The sequence below is a fragment of the Cohnella zeiphila genome (assembly GCF_014212055.1).
Lineage (GTDB): Bacteria > Bacillota > Bacilli > Paenibacillales > Paenibacillaceae > Cohnella > Cohnella zeiphila.
In genome coordinates this window covers 31,135-48,197 of record NZ_JACJVO010000016.1, presented here as the reverse complement: position 1 = coordinate 48,197, position 17,063 = coordinate 31,135, and the positions used below count along the sequence as shown (strand labels likewise).

The 17,063-nt window shown below is 55.5% G+C and carries 21 protein-coding genes; 20 read left to right on the top strand and 1 reads right to left on the bottom strand.

Annotated features, from left to right (window positions below):
* The first annotated feature begins 52 nt into the window (after window positions 1-52).
* From H7C18_RS13250 to H7C18_RS13225, 6 genes are all read left to right on the top strand, one after another.
* The gene (locus H7C18_RS13250) at window positions 53-661 is read left to right on the top strand and encodes a hypothetical protein (RefSeq protein ID WP_185129553.1); all 609 of its coding nucleotides are present in this window, start codon (window positions 53-55) and stop codon (window positions 659-661) included.
* Window positions 662-1,135: 474 nt separating this feature from the next.
* Window positions 1,136-1,705, top strand: coding sequence for a hypothetical protein (locus H7C18_RS13245; RefSeq protein ID WP_185129552.1), 570 nt, complete (start codon window positions 1,136-1,138; stop codon window positions 1,703-1,705).
* Window positions 1,706-1,719: 14 nt separating this feature from the next.
* Window positions 1,720-2,598, top strand: coding sequence for a peptidoglycan recognition protein family protein (locus H7C18_RS13240; RefSeq protein WP_185129551.1), 879 nt, complete (start codon window positions 1,720-1,722; stop codon window positions 2,596-2,598).
* A gap of 218 nt (window positions 2,599-2,816) precedes the next feature.
* On the top strand, window positions 2,817-2,978 hold the full coding sequence (locus tag H7C18_RS13235; RefSeq protein ID WP_185129550.1) for a hypothetical protein: 162 nt from the start codon (window positions 2,817-2,819) through the stop codon (window positions 2,976-2,978).
* The gene (locus tag H7C18_RS13230; protein ID WP_185129549.1) at window positions 2,975-3,205 is read left to right on the top strand and encodes a hypothetical protein; all 231 of its coding nucleotides are present in this window, start codon (window positions 2,975-2,977) and stop codon (window positions 3,203-3,205) included. Before H7C18_RS13235 ends, H7C18_RS13230 begins: the two co-directional genes overlap by 4 nt.
* A complete protein-coding gene (locus tag H7C18_RS13225; RefSeq protein WP_185129548.1) occupies window positions 3,202-3,453 on the top strand; it encodes a hypothetical protein in 252 nt (83 codons plus the stop codon). The genes H7C18_RS13230 and H7C18_RS13225 overlap by 4 nt, the downstream gene beginning before the upstream one ends.
* Window positions 3,454-3,460: 7 nt before the next feature.
* Here the strand turns inward: H7C18_RS13225 and H7C18_RS13220 are convergent, their stop codons facing one another.
* Window positions 3,461-3,862 carry a YhjD family protein gene (locus H7C18_RS13220; RefSeq protein ID WP_185129547.1) on the bottom strand — a complete coding sequence of 134 codons (402 nt, stop codon included), beginning with the start codon at window positions 3,860-3,862 and terminating at the stop codon, window positions 3,461-3,463.
* A gap of 94 nt (window positions 3,863-3,956) precedes the next feature.
* Here H7C18_RS13220 and H7C18_RS13215 point away from each other — a divergent pair, with 94 nt between their 5' ends.
* The 14 genes from H7C18_RS13215 to H7C18_RS13150 all read left to right on the top strand — a co-directional run bounded on the left by H7C18_RS13215 (window position 3,957) and on the right by H7C18_RS13150 (window position 17,060).
* Window positions 3,957-4,409 carry a hypothetical protein gene (locus H7C18_RS13215; protein ID WP_185129546.1) on the top strand — a complete coding sequence of 151 codons (453 nt, stop codon included), beginning with the start codon at window positions 3,957-3,959 and terminating at the stop codon, window positions 4,407-4,409.
* A complete protein-coding gene (locus tag H7C18_RS13210; RefSeq protein WP_185129545.1) occupies window positions 4,406-5,812 on the top strand; it encodes an ATPase, T2SS/T4P/T4SS family in 1,407 nt (468 codons plus the stop codon). Before H7C18_RS13215 ends, H7C18_RS13210 begins: the two co-directional genes overlap by 4 nt.
* Before the next feature lie 10 nt (window positions 5,813-5,822).
* Complete coding sequence (locus H7C18_RS13205) at window positions 5,823-6,746, top strand: type II secretion system F family protein (RefSeq protein ID WP_185129544.1); 924 nt, start codon at window positions 5,823-5,825, stop codon at window positions 6,744-6,746.
* A 20-nt stretch (window positions 6,747-6,766) separates the two neighbouring features.
* Window positions 6,767-7,657 (top strand): hypothetical protein, encoded by an 891-nt coding sequence (locus tag H7C18_RS13200; RefSeq protein ID WP_185129543.1) that lies wholly within the window; start codon window positions 6,767-6,769, stop codon window positions 7,655-7,657.
* Between the two features lie 43 nt (window positions 7,658-7,700).
* Window positions 7,701-7,850: a hypothetical protein gene (locus tag H7C18_RS13195; RefSeq protein ID WP_185129542.1), complete on the top strand. Its 150-nt coding sequence runs from the start codon at window positions 7,701-7,703 to the stop codon at window positions 7,848-7,850.
* A 301-nt stretch (window positions 7,851-8,151) separates the two neighbouring features.
* A complete protein-coding gene (locus H7C18_RS13190) occupies window positions 8,152-8,298 on the top strand; it encodes a hypothetical protein (RefSeq protein ID WP_185129541.1) in 147 nt (48 codons plus the stop codon).
* Entirely contained in the window at window positions 8,295-8,720 is a 426-nt protein-coding gene (locus H7C18_RS13185; protein WP_185129540.1) for a hypothetical protein, read from the top strand. The genes H7C18_RS13190 and H7C18_RS13185 overlap by 4 nt, the downstream gene beginning before the upstream one ends.
* Window positions 8,721-8,757: 37 nt before the next feature.
* Entirely contained in the window at window positions 8,758-9,240 is a 483-nt protein-coding gene (locus H7C18_RS13180) for a hypothetical protein (RefSeq protein WP_185129539.1), read from the top strand.
* A 58-nt stretch (window positions 9,241-9,298) separates the two neighbouring features.
* Window positions 9,299-10,501 carry a M24 family metallopeptidase gene (locus H7C18_RS13175; protein WP_185129538.1) on the top strand — a complete coding sequence of 401 codons (1,203 nt, stop codon included), beginning with the start codon at window positions 9,299-9,301 and terminating at the stop codon, window positions 10,499-10,501.
* A gap of 450 nt (window positions 10,502-10,951) precedes the next feature.
* On the top strand, window positions 10,952-11,896 hold the full coding sequence (locus tag H7C18_RS13170) for an ABC transporter permease (RefSeq protein ID WP_185129537.1): 945 nt from the start codon (window positions 10,952-10,954) through the stop codon (window positions 11,894-11,896).
* Between the two features lie 13 nt (window positions 11,897-11,909).
* Window positions 11,910-12,839, top strand: coding sequence for a carbohydrate ABC transporter permease (locus H7C18_RS13165; RefSeq protein ID WP_185129536.1), 930 nt, complete (start codon window positions 11,910-11,912; stop codon window positions 12,837-12,839).
* A 57-nt stretch (window positions 12,840-12,896) separates the two neighbouring features.
* On the top strand, window positions 12,897-14,435 hold the full coding sequence (locus H7C18_RS13160; RefSeq protein ID WP_337913439.1) for an ABC transporter substrate-binding protein: 1,539 nt from the start codon (window positions 12,897-12,899) through the stop codon (window positions 14,433-14,435).
* A 131-nt stretch (window positions 14,436-14,566) separates the two neighbouring features.
* Window positions 14,567-16,324 carry a sensor histidine kinase gene (locus H7C18_RS13155; protein WP_185129535.1) on the top strand — a complete coding sequence of 586 codons (1,758 nt, stop codon included), beginning with the start codon at window positions 14,567-14,569 and terminating at the stop codon, window positions 16,322-16,324.
* Window positions 16,299-17,060 (top strand): response regulator transcription factor, encoded by a 762-nt coding sequence (locus H7C18_RS13150; RefSeq protein ID WP_185129534.1) that lies wholly within the window; start codon window positions 16,299-16,301, stop codon window positions 17,058-17,060. Before H7C18_RS13155 ends, H7C18_RS13150 begins: the two co-directional genes overlap by 26 nt.
* The last annotated feature ends 3 nt before the right edge of the window (window positions 17,061-17,063 follow it).

The following is a 17,063-nucleotide window of genomic DNA, read 5'->3' as shown; positions in this document are numbered from 1 at the left end:
CCTGTCACACGTGCTAAGTTCAAGCCAAATGACGAAGAAAGGAACGGTTTGGATGAAAAAGAAAATTTTATTCGTAACCCTCCTTAGCTTCCTCGTGGTCGGATCAGCACAAGCAGGGTCCATATGGGGGCAGTTTAAGGGAAATCCTATCGTTAATCTTAAACTAAACGGCAAGGAAGTTGGGAGCGACAAAGTACCGGCAATCGCAATAGATGGACGGACGTATGTACCACTCGTTACGATCGGTGACTTGGGACTGTCTTATAGCTACGACGCTACGACGCAATCGGTTAACGTTGTGAATCCGGCAGCGGATACGACGGAACCTACGCCTACGTCGACTCCTGATCCAACAGGTTCACCGGAGCCGACACCGACACCAGATCCGACTGCTACGCCAACACCAACGCCGAGCCCGACACCGGATCCAGAAGCTACTCCAACGCCGACACCATCGCCCACTCCGACACCTACGCCGACTCCAAGTCCGACGCCTACGATTCCGCCGATCAATGATACTCCGGAGCTTAAGGATGCGGCGTGTCAGCAAGCTAAGGCAGATTCTGAATGGGCGCTGGAACAATACCGTGAGGGCAAAATTACCTATACAAATTATTCGAAATATCAAGACCGAGTAATTATGGTTTGCCCCAAACAGTAATCGAATTGCACGTCTAAACACGCTATGTTATGCTTATAATGAATCAGAGGACGGCGCCACCCGTCCTCCTGCAACAGACTTGGGCAGTTGCCCCCATATGCACGGAAGCCAACCCGCCTGGCCGTCAAACCTTGGGCGGGTTACTTCTTGTTCCGGAACGTAAGCACAGCAACAACTAGCATCGCAAATGCTATAACGTCTTGGAAAGAGAAGTTAGCCATACGCATCACCCCCTTTCGAGAGGCAATGCGGCCCAAGTGTTGCTAGACCATTATACCATTTTTAGCCTCCTATCAGGGGGCTATTTCTATTTCAGGAAGGAGACCTACAAATGATATCCATGGTGGTGAAACTATGCCGCTGCTGCGACGAAGAAGTAGACAAATGCAGATATATCACACGCCTCCGTAAGTTTGGAATCGGACCAGACAACGACATCATAAATGCACTCTCATATGAGGTAGTGGTGCCATCATGTACGAATTCTACGAATGGATCCGGGATCACCGGCACAATCCCTTAACATGGGCCGCATTGGTGCCGCTCATTATCATCATTGCCGATAAGCTTGGCCGGGAGTTTATAACCGATCAGTTTAAGAAGCTGCTGCATGTGCAGGGTAAAGCAGATTTCAAAGAATATATCGCCAATCAGAAACGGATTGAAAGGAAGGTAGATCAAATTGCTTATTACCTTGGGGTGCCGGAATGGAATGTAGAAGAGACAGTTTATACAGAAAATACGGCAAAGAATTCGTCGATCTTATCACGCTTGGGGCGATTAAATGCCCTGTATGCAAGAAAATCCACTATGCAGAGGAGAAGAACAATGAACAACACATCCATTAACTATGTAACGCTGGTTGTCGCTTTATTGGGTGCCGCTAAGATTATCTTGGAATCTTTCGGAATTACAGTCATTACCGACGATGTTATCGACCAAGCTTCTAACGCTGTAGCTGGGATTGTAACCCTCTTAGGCGTAATCATGAGCCACCGTAAGAAAGAAAACATCAAGGACGTTACGATTCAATCAGAGGCATGATTGGGGTGATAACATTGGATAGCATATTGAAAGCAGAACATCCGGCAATAACGCCAACTGAACTGCGTAGCGTGCCGATCATCGACTTGAGGGGAAAGACGCCTACGAACGCCAAGTATACGTGGTCTTCTCTAAAGGGATTCCGGGATATGAGTACGGTCACAGACATCATAATGCACCATTCAGGGATGTCTAAGCTATCTTCTGTCGCTTATGACGATATTACTTGGATCAATCGGATAGCTACCGCTCATATCAATAGCACCAAGAACATCCCCGGAGGCGATCCCGGCTTTCCATATGCGCTATTTGTCCGAAACGGAAAGCTGTATGTCGTCAATGATGTGAATTACCTGACCTATGGCGTTTCTGATCACAACGTACAGAGCGTTCATATTTGCGTGGATGGGGACTATGCCAATTACGATAAGCTAGCTGATCAAGACAGGAAGGCGCTATACGCTGCATATTTCGTCGTTAAGGCTGCACTTCCAGCGTTTAAAAATCTGTTCTCTCATAAGGAACTCGCCCCGACCTCTTGTCCTGGTTACGATATGGCCCAGGTTAGATCGTATATCGACAATGTTGAAGAACAAATGGACTATAACGCCTCTCAAAGCGCCGACAGGGTTACAGCCTACGCCTTCGCCGAACGCGTGGATGACCTAGGCAAACGCCTAACCGACCCCAAATGGGGCCCAGAAGCGCGGCGTAAGGTCATGCTGCTTGCTCCTGCGATTAAAGAGACAGCGGGAGATGCAAGAACCGCAGAATCGATTGTAGCGCGTGTGACGGACTTGTACAAAAAGGCGCTGAGCGGTAATTTTGCGGATGAGGCGACGCGGAAACTGCTCATATGCGCGGATGCGGGGAAAGAATTCGGCTTGATTTAAACCATTCACTTTACAGTTTTGCTGTTTTTCCTTAATCTGCTTTACATCGTAGGTGTAAAGTGAATTACGGATAATCTTCAAAAGTGTAAAGTGAAGTGGTATAATAAAGATGCGCGACGGACCCGGTGTGTGCAGGATAATCCGCCGCGCTTTTAATTTGCCCATAATTATAGTCATATGACTAAAAGAATGTTATAATTAGGTAAAGGAGGTTTATCATGATACGCAATAAAACGATAAAATTTAACCTTGATAAACCGGAAGAACGGGAGCTATGGGTATGGCTTAGTAAGTTGCCGCATGGTGAATTTAGTACAGAAACGAAAGAACAATGGAGACAGGTAATGTTGTGGCAGAAAGAAAAGGAGGAACACAAATGAAATTAGAGGACATTTTAAAATCATATAATGCTGAATTGAAATACCCAGAAATAAAACCAAATGAAATGGAACTGCTACAATACTTGCAGGAAAAGCTCATGGATCGCTCTATTCCAGAAGAAAATAAAGTTGACATTAGAAAACAATATGAAGAACTCGTCCGACTTATTGCTATTAATATGCCAATGCCACATATTGTCCTTACTCCTAAGGAGGAACAGAAGTGAGCATAATAGACGAGATAAGGGATACACATAAATGGGTGAAGAATATAAACGAAAATGAACCACAGAAAAACGAAACTGCTCAATATTGGACTGAAAGATACATCAAGGACGTTCAATATCTCTTATCTAAACTAGAGATTGCGGAGAAGGCATTAAAAGAAATATCAGAATTTGATAATGACAGGCCTGATTGTTATCCATTGTACAGAATTGCAGATGCAGCATTAGAGAAATTAAAAGAGGGATGAATCAACGTCATCCCTCTCTTTGTACCTTCGGAATCTTATATGATGTAGGAATAACCTTATCCTTTTCCTTCATATAGGCTTCAAACATCTTAGAAATTTCATCATCAACGATACTGCGCTTAATGCCGAATACTTCCTTGGCCCCGCGTTGATTAACGTGGGCGTATAATACATCGTCTTTATCCTCGATCCAAAGCGCTATACCCATTTTCCGCAGCTCCAAACCAATTTCCTTCAATCGGTCCCGGAATTCGCGACCCATACCCTTTATCATCATGACAATCATGTCTCGGAGCGCTACACGCGCCTCCTTAAGCTCCGGTAAAGCATCATTCTTTAACCCCTCGATAAACACGTTAACGTACACATACTCCCTTATTAGGTTAGTGGTCTGTTCGTCGAGTTCCATGGGGATCACCTCAACGACATTATAAAACAGGAACATTCGTTCTGCAAATGGCCAATCATCGTTAAATTATCCGCATAAGTAAACATTTACGGACGTGAGCGCTTATTGGGATAATGCGGCGACCGTGTGCGCCATGCGCGAAGCGGACCACCGATGTCTCGTGACGACGGGCAACCTGTCGCATTTCCAGGAGGACGTGAACCGGTGGACCGGGCAAGTCGGCGGCCAGTTCGGTTTGGCGCAGGAGCAGTTCCAACTCGTGCTGATGAGCGGCTATTATCCGCATACGGGAGGGTTTGGCATGAAGGAGATTCGCAAAGAGACAGGCATCTTGTCGTTCACGGAGCTGAAGCTGAAGGAAAGTCTTCATCTCCAATTGGATAGCGGCCGGTTGGACGAATGGCTGGCAGCGGAAGAGCGTCACGCCGCTTTGTTCGACGAAGTGGCGAATCCGCTGCTCAAGCGGCTCAATTGGATGGATCGCCTGCAGAAGACGGACCGGCCGTGGATTCGCAGGCTGATGCTGCATCGTAGGAGGAACCGGTGAACCGGGCGGAAGAAGCCCCCCGGCGTTTCTCTCCGAACGCTTATGCCGCCCGGCTGCTGGAAAGCCGGGAGACGGATCGGCCGGAAGAGCAGGCGGCGGAGAGCGGCCGCGAGGATTTGCAGGCGCTGATCGAAGAGGCGCGGCAGACGCTGGCAGCCCCGCGGGGATGGAACGATGAAGAGCGGAAGCAATATGCCGAGAAGCTGAACCGCGCGGTCATCGGGTTCCCCCAAGAACGGGCGGAACTGCTGGCGGTTCTCTCGGATTGGGTGATCAAGAAGAGACTGCAGCACTCTCCCTACGGCATACAGCCTTACGCGACGCTGGCCGAAGCGCTTTTCGCCGAGGTGATCGGCCTCAACGTGCTGGAGCTGGTTCTCCGCAACCGGGACGGGCTGGAGGAAGTGCAGGTCGTCGGCACGCGGATCTTCGAAGTTCGCGATGGCCGCGCGGTGCCGTCTCCGTTCCGGTTCGACGATGTAGCGGAATTGGAGCGAATCCAGCAAAATCTGGTTCTGTTCAATAACGATCGCATCAACCCGCGAAAGCGGTGGGCCGAAGTTCAATTGCTCGACGGGTCGCGCGTCACGATGACGGGGTTCGGATTTACCGCCGTTCCGACGCTGACCATTCGTTTCTATACGGTTCGCCGTTTCGAGCTTACTACGCTCTGTCGTCCGGAATATCGGACGATCGATGCCGACGTCCGCGAGGTTCTGCTCGCCATCGTGAAGGCGAGGTTCAATATGGTCGTAATCGGAGCGACCAATACGGGCAAGACGCACCTTATCAAGGCGCTGATCGCCGCCATGCCGGACGAAGAGCGGATCGTCACGATCGAGAACCGGTACGAGCTGCGGCTCGGACGGGATTTTCCGGACAAGAACGTCATTGAGTACGAGGCGGACGAAGAGGATCCGGTACATGGGCCGAGGCAGGCGTTCAAGCTTGCGCTTCGGCAGTCGCCGCAGCGGATCTGCCACGCCGAGATTCGGGACGAGGATGCGAACATTTACGTTCGGGCCTGCACCCGGGGACACGAGGGAAGCATTACTTCGGTGCACGCGAACGCGCTGGAGGACGTGCCGGAGACGATTACCGATATGTGCATGTTGGACGGCAGAGGCATGAACCCCGTTCGTCTGACCCGGCGCATCGCGGAGCTTGTCACCCAGATCGGCTTCGAGATGAGGCTGATGGGCGACGCGCGCAGACTCGTGCGGGTAGGAGAATTTGCTTGGGAGAACGGCGAGGTTGTCGTTCGGGATTTGGTTCGCTACGACGAGGACCGGCACGCATGGCGGCTGCCGCTCGATTTCTCCCCGAGGGCATGGGAACGGCTGCGTCGCAGCAATCCGGAGGACTTCGAGAGGCTTCGCCGGAAGGGAGGGATTTCGCATTGAGACGAAGGCTTTGACGATTGCGGCTGCCGCCGTCCTGTTCCTTCTGCTGTTCGTGCTGCTGCGCGCGCTGCTGCGCGCCGGTTGGGGGCGGTCCGATCGGCGGAGAAGGCTCAACGTTCATCGGCAGCCGTACTGGACTCGACTGGCGGAACGCGTGCTGTCCCGCTTCGACAAGCCGTACCGGCACGTGACGGATTTGCTCTCCGCTGCCGGCTGGAAAATGGAGACGCCGTCGTTTACCGTCCTGTCGATGCTGCTTGGATTAGCAGGGGCGGCTGCTGGCGTCGTTCTGTTTCGCTCGTTCCGGCCGGTGCTGCTGCTCACCGCGATGCTGGCGCTTATTCCCTATTGCCTTTTGCGCTTCCGGCTGCTCAACCGGCAGATGGCATCCCGGCTCGATTTTCTACCGGCGCTGGAATGGTTTTACCAGTGTTACTTGGTCACCGGGAGAAGGCAGATTCGCGCCGCGCTGCAGAGGACCGTGGAGGAGGGAAGGCTGTCTGGAGAAATTCAAGCCGTTTTCGACCAGTTGTACCGCCACTTGTCCGTCAAGGGAGACGACGAAGGGAGCCTGCGAAGGTTCGCGCTCGCGGTCGGGCATGTATGGGCCGAATACTTCGTCAATATGCTGGGAGTCGCTCTTTCGGAAGGGAATGACATTTCGGATAACTTGAAAGAGCTGATCCAGGATATGCGCAAGTCCCGAATGGACGATCAGGCGGAGAGGCATCGGCTCCTGGAGATTCGACTGGCCAACTTTTCCCCGCTTCTGTTTCTGGCGATTTTTCTCACCGTCAACTTTCGGATGAGCCCGGAGGACAGCTTCCGCTATTATGTCGCCGATCCGGTGGGCCGGGGAATGCTGCTCAACGCGCTCGCGCTCATTTTCGTGTCGCTGCTGATGGGGCTCTATTTGTCCCGCCGCAAATTGTGACGACGTGGGGGAATGGCTTTGTGGACTACGATTTAGGCCTGTACCAGTGGCTCGGATGGACGGTACAGTTCGCGCTGGCGGCAACGGCAATCTTTTTCCTGCTCCGCGCGTTAAGTGCCCGTTCGCCGCGCTTTCGAATCTCGCGCCGGCTGATGCGCAATCGGCAGCCGCCGCGCTGGTGGCTGCGGAGCATGGGAGCGGATCGCGATTCGCCGGCGCTTCGCGAGCGGGCCTCGCTGCTGGCGGGATGCGGAATTCGCCTCGCGCCGGAAGTTTACCTCGCCGCCCGTCGCAGCCTGCAACTGTTGCTGCCGGCGATTGCCGTCGCCGCCTACGGGCTCGAAAGGGCGGGGGCGTTGGCCTCGCTGGATTTCGGCTACACGGCCGCCGTGATGGCGGCAGGTCTGCTGCTGCTCTTCTGGGAGCGAATGTTTTTGGAAGCTTACCGGCGCTTCCGTGCGGACCGAATTCGCAAGGAACTCGTCATCGTCAGCAGCCAATTGCTGTATTACTCGGGATCGCGGCTTCATCTTCACGGCAAGCTGACCCGATGCTTGCCGTTTACGAAGCTGATGCGATCCGACCTGCAGCTGCTGCTTAACGAATGGTATCATCGTCCGGACTCGGCGTTGGCCCGATTTCGGGAGCGGCTCGGCACGACCGACGCGTACGGTTTCGTCGAGACGATCCGAACGCTGCGGCTGGGCGAGAGCGAAGAAGTATACGACATGATGCGGGAGATGGCCAAGGAATACAAGGCCAAGATCGAACTGGCCAAGGCGGGGCGCAAGGAGACAGTCTCGTACGTTCTGTTTGTCCTTGCCGGCATTCCGATTCTCTACACGTTCCAAATCTTCCTTTACCCCTGGGTTCAGCAATCCCAGCGACTGTTCGACCTGTTGAATTCCTAAGCCATAATCCGGTCAGTGGATGCGAAAGAGAGGAGGTGGGGAGATGCGCAATATTCTGATTACGGTCATGATGCTCATCGTTGTCGCCTTGATTTTCACCAACGTGATCGCCCAAGACACGACGGGAACGAGAGCGAGGATCGAAACGCAAGGAACGACGACCAATACGGCGCTTAGCACGCTCGCCCCATGATCCGGCCGGAAGGCGGTCGCAGACCGGAAGCGGCGGCCGAATCATAATGCAGGCAAGTCTGCCGTCGTCCCCCGAAAGGCCGACGGGGCATGCAAGCATCGGACCGCCGACAGGGCCGGCATCTTTGTTACGATTCCCAGTCGGGATCCTGGGGTCCCCGTATTGGTACGACGATGGAGTCCGGCGCCGCGGCTTGGTTCGCAAACGACGATACCCGCGCCTCTGTATCGGCCGCCGAGAATGCCGGCATGCCGGTTCGATTCGGCCGGACGACGGTCCTGCGTGGAAGGAGGCTGATCGCGTGAGGCAAATTTTGATGACGGTACTGCTCATCATGACCGTCGTGTTGATCTATATGAGCGTTGTGAAGGGGAGCGGGGGCACGAATGAGCAAATCCGCAACTCCGGGTCCGCTATGGCGGAAGCCATCTCGCGAATCAATCCATGAAGCAGATTCTCGTCTTTTTATTGTTCGCCGCCATGTTCTGCTGGCTCATGTTTTCGCCGGTCTATAAACATGTGGTGGTCATTCGGCAAGCGCTGCTGCAACAGGAAGTCGACTACCTGCTTGAAGTGGGAGCAAGCGGCCGATACGGCTATATTGACGGCGCGATGGTCAACGATTCGAAAAGCCGACTGGAGCAGAGAGGCTTTACTGCGTCGCTGTTAAGCTATTCGGTGGTCTCCACCTCCGGAGCCGAAGCGGATCAAGCTTCCCGGCCGCTGCCGAGGGGCGTCGGCATCCAGCTGACGATCCGTTATCCGTACGAAGGAATGATGGATATCGATCGGCTGATCGGCCTTGCTCCGCCTTCTTCGTCCGACACTCTCTCGGCGTCCGGCATGAAAATGAGCGAATACGTGCCCTGAAACAGAGCGCCGAAAGGGAAGGAACGGGGGGAGAACGATGCACAAGCTCGTGTTCGCCGCGCTGATGATCGTCGTCTGGTGGATGCTGCAAGCCTTGCAGATGGACGAGGAGGCGGCGATGGGCACGCTGCATGAAGGGAAGCGAGCGATTGATCGCGCCGTTCATGCAGCCGCCCAGCAGACGGACCGGGCGAAGCTGGAGTTGGGCATCCTGTCGATCGACAAGGCGTTGGCGCGGGCAGCTGCGGATGAGTACCTGCAGGCCAATTTAAGGTTGAAGACGGATAACACGCCTCGCGACGATGCTTTTCTGAGAGAAAGCGTAGAAGTGGAGGTGTTCGAGGTCATCGACGAGACGGAGACGTTTCCTTATGTTTATCGGAACCCCCGTTACGACTACGAAGTGACCTTGAACCGCCCGGGGGTCGTCATGATCGCCCATTTGAAGTATCCCCGTGCCTTCAACGTGCTGGATCCGGTGGAATGGGACTTGAAGGGTTCCGCGGAGATGGTCTATTAGCGGTTGACGCGCGTCCCGTTTCTTTGCTGTAATGGGAGAAACGGAAGGAGAGACGCGAATGAGCGAAGCGTTGAGAGGTGAGACGGCGGCGCGGCGTGAACGTCTGCAGCAGGAGCTTGTCCGCCACGGGTTAAGCGGCTGTCTCGTTACGCAGAATGTCGGCATCTATTACTGGACGGGCTCGATGCAGACCGGCTATCTGTTTGTGCCCGCCTCCGGCGAGGCAACTTACTATGTGCGCCGAAGCGTCGTACGGGCGCAAGCCGAGTCGACGGTACGGACGGTTGAGCTAGGGTCGTTTCGCGGCTTCGGCGCCAAGCTGGCGGAGGATTACCCCGCCTGTTTCCGCTTCGGGACGCGAGCGGTACTGGGGGCCGATCTGGACGTGATGCCGGCCCAATTGTATTTGCGGCTTCGGGAGCTTCTGCAGAACGCGGAGTTGACGGATGCTTCCGCCCTGCTCAGGCGTGTTCGCAGCGTCAAGTCCCCCGGGGAAGCGGATGCGATTCGTAAAGCCGCACAGGTGGCGGCAGTCGCACTGGACGAAGGGCTGCGGCAGCTGCGTGAAGGAATGACGGAACTGGAATTGATGACCGTGATCGAACATGAGATGCGCAAACAAGGCCATGTCGGCTTGATGCGGATGCGGGGCTACAACCAGGAGATCATGATCGGCATGATCGCGGCGGGCGCCGCAGCGGCGGAACCATCTTACTTTGACGGCCCGGCCGGGGGAAGAGGCCTTACCGCAGCGGCGCCGCAAAGCGCGTCGACTCGTCCGATCGGCCGAAACGAGCCGATTCTGATCGACATCGGCTGCTGCATCGACGGTTACGTGATCGATCAGACGCGCACGGCCGTCATTGGGACGCTTCCGCCGGAGCTGGCTCGGGCATACGAAGTCTCGGTCGAGATTCTCCGGCGCACCGAGCGCGACCTGCGCCCCAGCATCAGCCCGGAGCAGCTGTATGCGCAAGCGCTCGAAATGGCCGAACAGGCGGGGCTCGCCCGACATTTCATGGGCTACGGAGCGGACCAGGTCCGGTTTCTCGGCCACGGAATCGGGCTGGAGATCGACGAATGGCCGGTCCTTGCCAAAGGCTTCGCGGATCCGCTGGAGCCGGGCATGGTGCTGGCCGTGGAACCGAAGTTTACGTTTCCGGGGCTTGGTGTTGTCGGCATCGAGAATACGTACCTTATCCGCGAGTCGGATTGCGAGTCGCTGACCGTCAGCCCGGAGAAGCTGTTCGTTCTTCCCTAGAACCGCGGTGAATTCATTTCCGAATGAGCAGTATCCAATCCTTTAGCGCGCATAGAGAGGCCGACGCGCTGGAGGATTGTTTGCCGTTGCCAAGTTATTGCTTTCCGCCACTTATACTCGCCCCAACAGCCGACTATGCGCCAAGTTATTCCTTTCCGCCACTTATTCCCGCCTTTACCGCCGACTGCGCGCCATTTTGCGTCCACTGACACCGAAAAATACGATTTCTTCAGAAAAATCTAACGTTTTTTGACTGCGGTCTCATGTTTGTTGTCTGGATGGAAGCGGGGAAGTTTTTTTACAATGTCATCAACCGAATCAAATTGTTCGCGCTACACCTGGAAGCCCTTCCATTTGGATACTGCCTTGGGCGGCAGCGTTTGCTTAATGTCTTAATGAAGGGTTGAACGAATGGAAAGCGCACCGAAAACAACGCAGAGGAGGAAGGACATGAATGCGCAGACCGGCCGGAAGCGCTTGAGAACGCGCTGGCGCAAGCAGGATACCGAATTGACGCTGTTGGCGCTGCCGACCACCGTCTGGTACGTGCTGTTTTGTTTCTTGCCGATGTTCGGCGTTATTATCGCTTTCAAAAACTTCAAGATCTACGGAGGGTTCCTGAGCAACGTATGGAACAGCTCGTGGTCCGGCTTCAAAAACTTCGAATTTCTGTTCAAGTCCAATGACGCCTGGGTCGTCATCCGCAATACGCTCGGGTACAACTTCCTGTTCATCATCCTGAACATCGCGGTGCCCGTCGCGCTGGCGCTCATCATCGGCCAGCTGCACAGCCGCAAGGCGGCCAAGGTTTATCAGACGATGATGTTCCTGCCTTACTTCCTGTCCTGGGTGGTCGTATCCGCCGTCGTCTGGGCATTCCTGAGCTTCGACAAAGGGATTGCCAACCAATGGCTTGCCGGGCTGGGACATGATCCCGTGAACTGGTACATGGAGTCGGGTTTTTGGCCTTATTTTCTCGTTTTCATGAACTTGTGGAAAGGCGTAGGCTACGGCATGGTCGTCTACCTGGCGACGATCGCCGGGATCGACGGATCGTATTACGAGGCCGCCGTGATCGACGGCGCGTCCAAATGGCAGCAGGTGCGGTACATTACGCTGCCGCTGATGAAGCTGGTCATCGTCATGATGTTCATCCTGGCGGTCGGCCGCATTTTCTACACGGATTTCGGCCTATTCTTCCAAGTGCCGCGGGATTCCAACTCCCTGTTCAATGTGACGACCACCATTGACGTCCTTGTGTACAAGCAGCTCAAGACGGCGACGGTAGGGATGGCTTCCGCTTCGGCTTTCGTACAGTCGGTGATGGGCTGCGTGACCATACTGCTGGCTAACTGGGTCGTTCGCCGTGTCGATCCGGATAGCGCGATGATGTAGAGGAGGCGGATCCATGGCAACGAGAGCAAAGGAAGGGAACGGCCTGGACCGATTCAATCGAATCAGTGCGGGAGCGAACGTCCTTTTCCACCTTCTGTTTATTGTGCTGGCGCTTGTCTGTCTCATTCCGGTGCTGGTGGTGCTGTCCGTGTCTCTGTCGAGCGAGGACTCCATCCGTCAATCCGGCTATCACATTTTTCCGAAAGTGTTCTCCGGCGAGGCTTACCACTATATCGCCGGGCAGGGGGCGATGATCGTGCGGGCGCTCGGGGTCTCCGTGCTCGTCACGGCCGTCGGCACCGCGCTGGGCGTTCTGCTGACCGCGTCCATGGGCTTCGTCATCTCCCGTCCCAACTACAAGTTGAAGGGATTGCTAACCTGGATTGTCTTCATTCCGATGGTGTTCAACGGTGGCTTGGTGTCCAGCTATTACATCAACGCGAATCTGCTGGGACTGAAGGACACGGTGTGGGCGCTCATTCTGCCTCTGGCGGTATCTTCTTTCAACGTCATTATCTGCAAAACGTTTTTCAAAAGCACGATTCCGGACGGTTTGATCGAATCCGCCGAGATCGACGGGGCGAGTCAGCTTCGCATCTTTTTCTCGATCGTGCTGCCGATCTCCCTGCCGCTGATCGCGACCATCGGGCTCTTTCTCTGCTTCGGCTACTGGAACGACTGGTTCCAATCGATGCTCTATATCGACAACCAGAAGCTTTACTCTCTCCAGGCACTGCTGAACAGCTTGATGAGCAACGTGGACGCGCTCGCGAAGAACGCTTCCAGCATGGGCGTCAGCTATGCGACGCTGGTCGCGACGATGCCCAAGGAATCCGCGCGCATGGCGGTGGCGATCATCATCGTGGTGCCCGTGGCGTTCGCTTACCCCTTCTTCCAGAAATACTTTATTTCCGGTTTGACGGTGGGCGCCGTGAAGGGTTGATCCGGACTTTCCCGGGTTCCCTATAGATAACACAACATAAAAGGGAGGAACTTGTTTGTGAAAAGAACCATGAAGCTCTCATCCGCTTTCTGTACCGCGGCACTGCTGGCAACCGCGCTGGCGGGCTGCAGCTCCTCGAACTCGAATTCTTCGAACTCCTCGAGCTCCCCGCAAGGCTCCGCCTCGACATCCGCATCCGCTCCCGCCTCTCAGGCGGCGGCGTCGGAATCGAGCAAGCCGGCCGATTCGGCCGACATCCCGACGCTCGTCTGGTGGACGATCGGCGGCCAGATTCCCGCCAACTTCGACAAGGCGATCGCGGCGATGAACGATTACACGGCCGAGAAGATCGGCGTGAAAGTCGACATCAAAGTGGCGAGCTGGGGCGACTGGGACACCAAGATCAACACGATCGTCAACACCGGCGAGCCGTTCGACATCATGTTCACGAATAACAGCAAGTACAGCCAGCAGGTAGCGATGGGCGCGTTCGCCGACCTTACCGATCTGGTGCAGAGCCAGACGCCCGATCTGTATAAGCTCATTCCGGAGAAGGTGTGGGACGGCACGAAGATCGGCGGCAAGATCTACTCCGTTCCGACGTACAAGGACTCTTCGCTGACCCAATATTGGGTGTTCGACGACAAGTACGTGCAGAAATACGGCATCGATACGAGCAAGATCAAAACGCTTCAGGATCTCGACAAGCCGTTCCACGACATGAAAGCCGGCGAGGGCAAGAGCTTCTATCCGCTTTCGCTCACCCAGGGCGACGGATTCAACGGCTTCTTCAACGGCTACGACGATATGACGCTCGGCCTTCCCCCGGTCGGAGTCAAAGTCGACGACGCGTCCCGGAAAGTCGTCTCCGTCCTGGAGCAGCCGGACGTCATGGCGGGCCTGAAGCAGCTTCATCAGTGGTATCAGGACGGCATCATCAACCCGGACGCTCCGACCAAGACGGAAGCGGACAAAGGCCGCCCGTTCTTCGCCGCCCAAGCGTTCCCCGGCGCGGAAGCGAGCTGGCAGATCAACGAAGGCGTCGAGAAGTACGACATGTTCCAGATCTTCGGCCCCATCTATACGACCAGCACGATTCAAGGCTCCTTGAACGCGATCTCCGCGAACTCCAAGCATAAGGAAGAGGCGCTCAAGTATCTGCAGCTGGTCAACACCGATCCGAAGCTGCGCAATATGCTGGCCTATGGCGAACCGGGCGTGGACTACCAAAACGTGGACGGCGAGAAATTGATCGAGCGGACGACCGACACGTGGCCGCTGGCTTCCTACACGCAGGGCACCTTCTTCGATATGGCGGTTACGAAGGGCGCTCCCGAGGATCAGTGGGATCAGGTGAAAAAGCTGAATGAGCAGGCGACCTCGTCCTCCGTCCTGGGTTTTGCCCTCGACATCAGCAAGCTGACCACCGAAGTGGCCAACACGAAGGCGGTTTGGGACAAATACCGCTATGAGCTGCTCACGGGCGCTTCCGATCCGGAGAAAATGGTGCCGAAAATCGTGTCCGAGCTGAAGGCCGCGGGCTTGGACAAGATCATGCAAGCCGCGCAAGAGCAGATCGACGCTTATTTCAAATAAGCCCGGCTGCCGCCGCCGGCGATCGCAAACCCGAACGGAGAATTTGCCGTTCGGGTTGATTTTTCTGGTGGATCGATTATATGGTGGAGATACAGCTGGATGACCATAGTCCGTTGCGGAGGAGACGCCGCATGCGCACCTTTTTGCAAATCAAGATTTATCGCGGCAAATTCATGGCTTATACGGGGTTCGTGGTGTTCATCGGCCTGGCGCTCGGAGCGTTGACCTGCGCGGTGCTGCTGGACCAGTGGGTGGAGAACGCCCGCAACGAAGCGACGAGCGCGTTCAACCGCACGGAGAACGAGCTTCAGTACGACACCGACCGTATCGAGGCGTACATGCAGCGGATTTACTCCAATAGCGGCCTGATCGAAGACGTTCGCTTTTTTCTGGGCAACAGCGCGGAAGGTTATCTGACGAGCAGGCTTCGGAACAGCCATTACGACCAGACGCTGACCTCTTTTCCCGACGACATGAAATCGTTTCTAAGCAACGGCGGGCTGGGCGACATTACGCAAGTCAGCCTGCATACCGAAGGGCAGGGCAACGTGATCGGCTTCGACAGCAACGGCACCGCGAGCTTTCGGTTTCTGGTTCCCGACTCGGACGAGACGTTTCGCGAGACGATCCGGAAAGGGTTCGTTTACCGCAAGAAATTGTTGGATCCGAACCAAATCTCCCGTCAGTTGGGCGAATTCCGCTTCTTGATCAGCAGCGAGAGAATCTTCGATACGGTGCAAAATTACCGCTTGCAGACCGCGGCGGCCATCAGCGCATCCGGGGACGTGTACCTCATTGCCGGCGGCAGCGGCGGAACGGAGGAGCTGGTCCGCCGGGCGGCGGCGGAAGGACGTTCCCGCGGTTATCTGCGGGCGGGCTCTATGGACCGCGTGTTTTTCGCGACATTTCACTCCACCGAGTTCGACTATCAGTTCGTCAGCATCGTGGATCTGGCAGCGCTGATCCGCCAGAAAGCCAGCGTTCTTCTCGCCGTGGTGCTCATCGTGCTGGCCGCCATGGCCAGCGTGCTCTTGTTGATCGTGTACAATCTGCGCGAGGACGCGAATTTTCTGCGGCGCATCATTCAATCGATCGGACGCGTAAAGACGGCGAATTTTACCCCGGTAACCCCCGCCCGCTACCGGAAAAACGAATACGGCATGATCGCCCGGGAACTGGACGACATGATTCACCAGCTCGACAAGCACATTCGCACTGAATATTTGCTGAAGCTCAAGCAGCAGGAGACGGAAATGAAGGCGCTTCAGCATCAGATCAACCCCCATTTTCTATACAACACGCTGGAGGTCATCCGCTCGTTCGCGCTGGCGGACCGGTCTGCCGATACGGCCGACGCGATCGCCACGCTGGGCGCGCTGTACCGCGAGATCGTGAAGAACGAGAACATCATTCCGATCGGCAGCGAGCTGGCCCTGCTGCAGAAATATTTGAAAATCATGGAATGGAAATATCCGGATCGTTTCTATTATCAGCTGAACGTGGACGAGGCGCTGCTGTCGCTTCCCACCGTCAAGTTCTGGATGCAGCCGATCGCGGAAAACTTCTTCGTTCACGGCTTCGATCCTGAAAGCGAGTTCAATCTGCTCGTCGTAAGCGGCTCAGAGGCGGAGGATCGGTTCGTACTGGAGTTTCTGGACAACGGGCGCTCGATCTCGGCGGAACGTCTGGCCGAAATCCGGCGCAATCTGCTTCGGGAAGACGCCGCCTCGGACAGCATCGGACTGCGGAACGTGAATACGCGGCTGCGCTTTTTTTACGGAAAGGGCTTCTCCATGGAGATCGCCAACAACGAGGAAGCCGGCGTCAAAATATCCGTGATTCTCTCGAAGGAGGCGCTTGGCCTTGTACAAGCTTCTGATTGTGGATGACGAGCCTCAAATCCTGGAAGGCATGAGGCGAACGCTGGATTGGGAGAGCTACGGCTTCGGACGGATCGAGACGAGCGAGACGTATGAGGGCGCCATAACCAAAGCGGTGGAGTTCATGCCGGACCTCGCCATCTTCGATGTATGTATCGGCAAGGATCGCGGGTACGACGCCATTCGCAAGCTGAACGAGCTTAGGCTGCCGGCCAAATATATCATCATGAGCGGCTACGGGGAGTTCGAGTATGCCCAGGAGGCGATCCGCTGCGGCGTCAAGGACTATCTTCTCAAGCCGGTGGAGCGCGCCAAGCTGCAGGGCGTGGTGGAGAAGATTATCGTGGAAGATTGGCACGGAACGCTGGAAGGCTCCGACCGCGGCGACCGGAATGCGGACCCGGTGCTGGGCGTACGCTACGACAGCCTGTCCAAGCTGACGAACCGCATCCTCATGATGGTGAAGGCGGAGTACGCCCAGAATATGAGCCTTAAAGGAGTGGCGGAGCGCTTCCGGATGAACGGGACGTATCTCGGGCAGCTGTTTCTGAAGGAGACGCAGATGAAATTTTCCGAGTATTTGATGGCCTACCGGATGCTTCGCGCGCAAGAGCGCATTCTGACCACGGACGAGAAGATCGCCGCGATCGCGCTATCCGTGGGCTACCCCAACCTGAACTATTTTTACACTCATTTTCACGCCTATTTCGGGAAGTCGCCTTCGGATTTGCGGAGAAAGGAATAGACC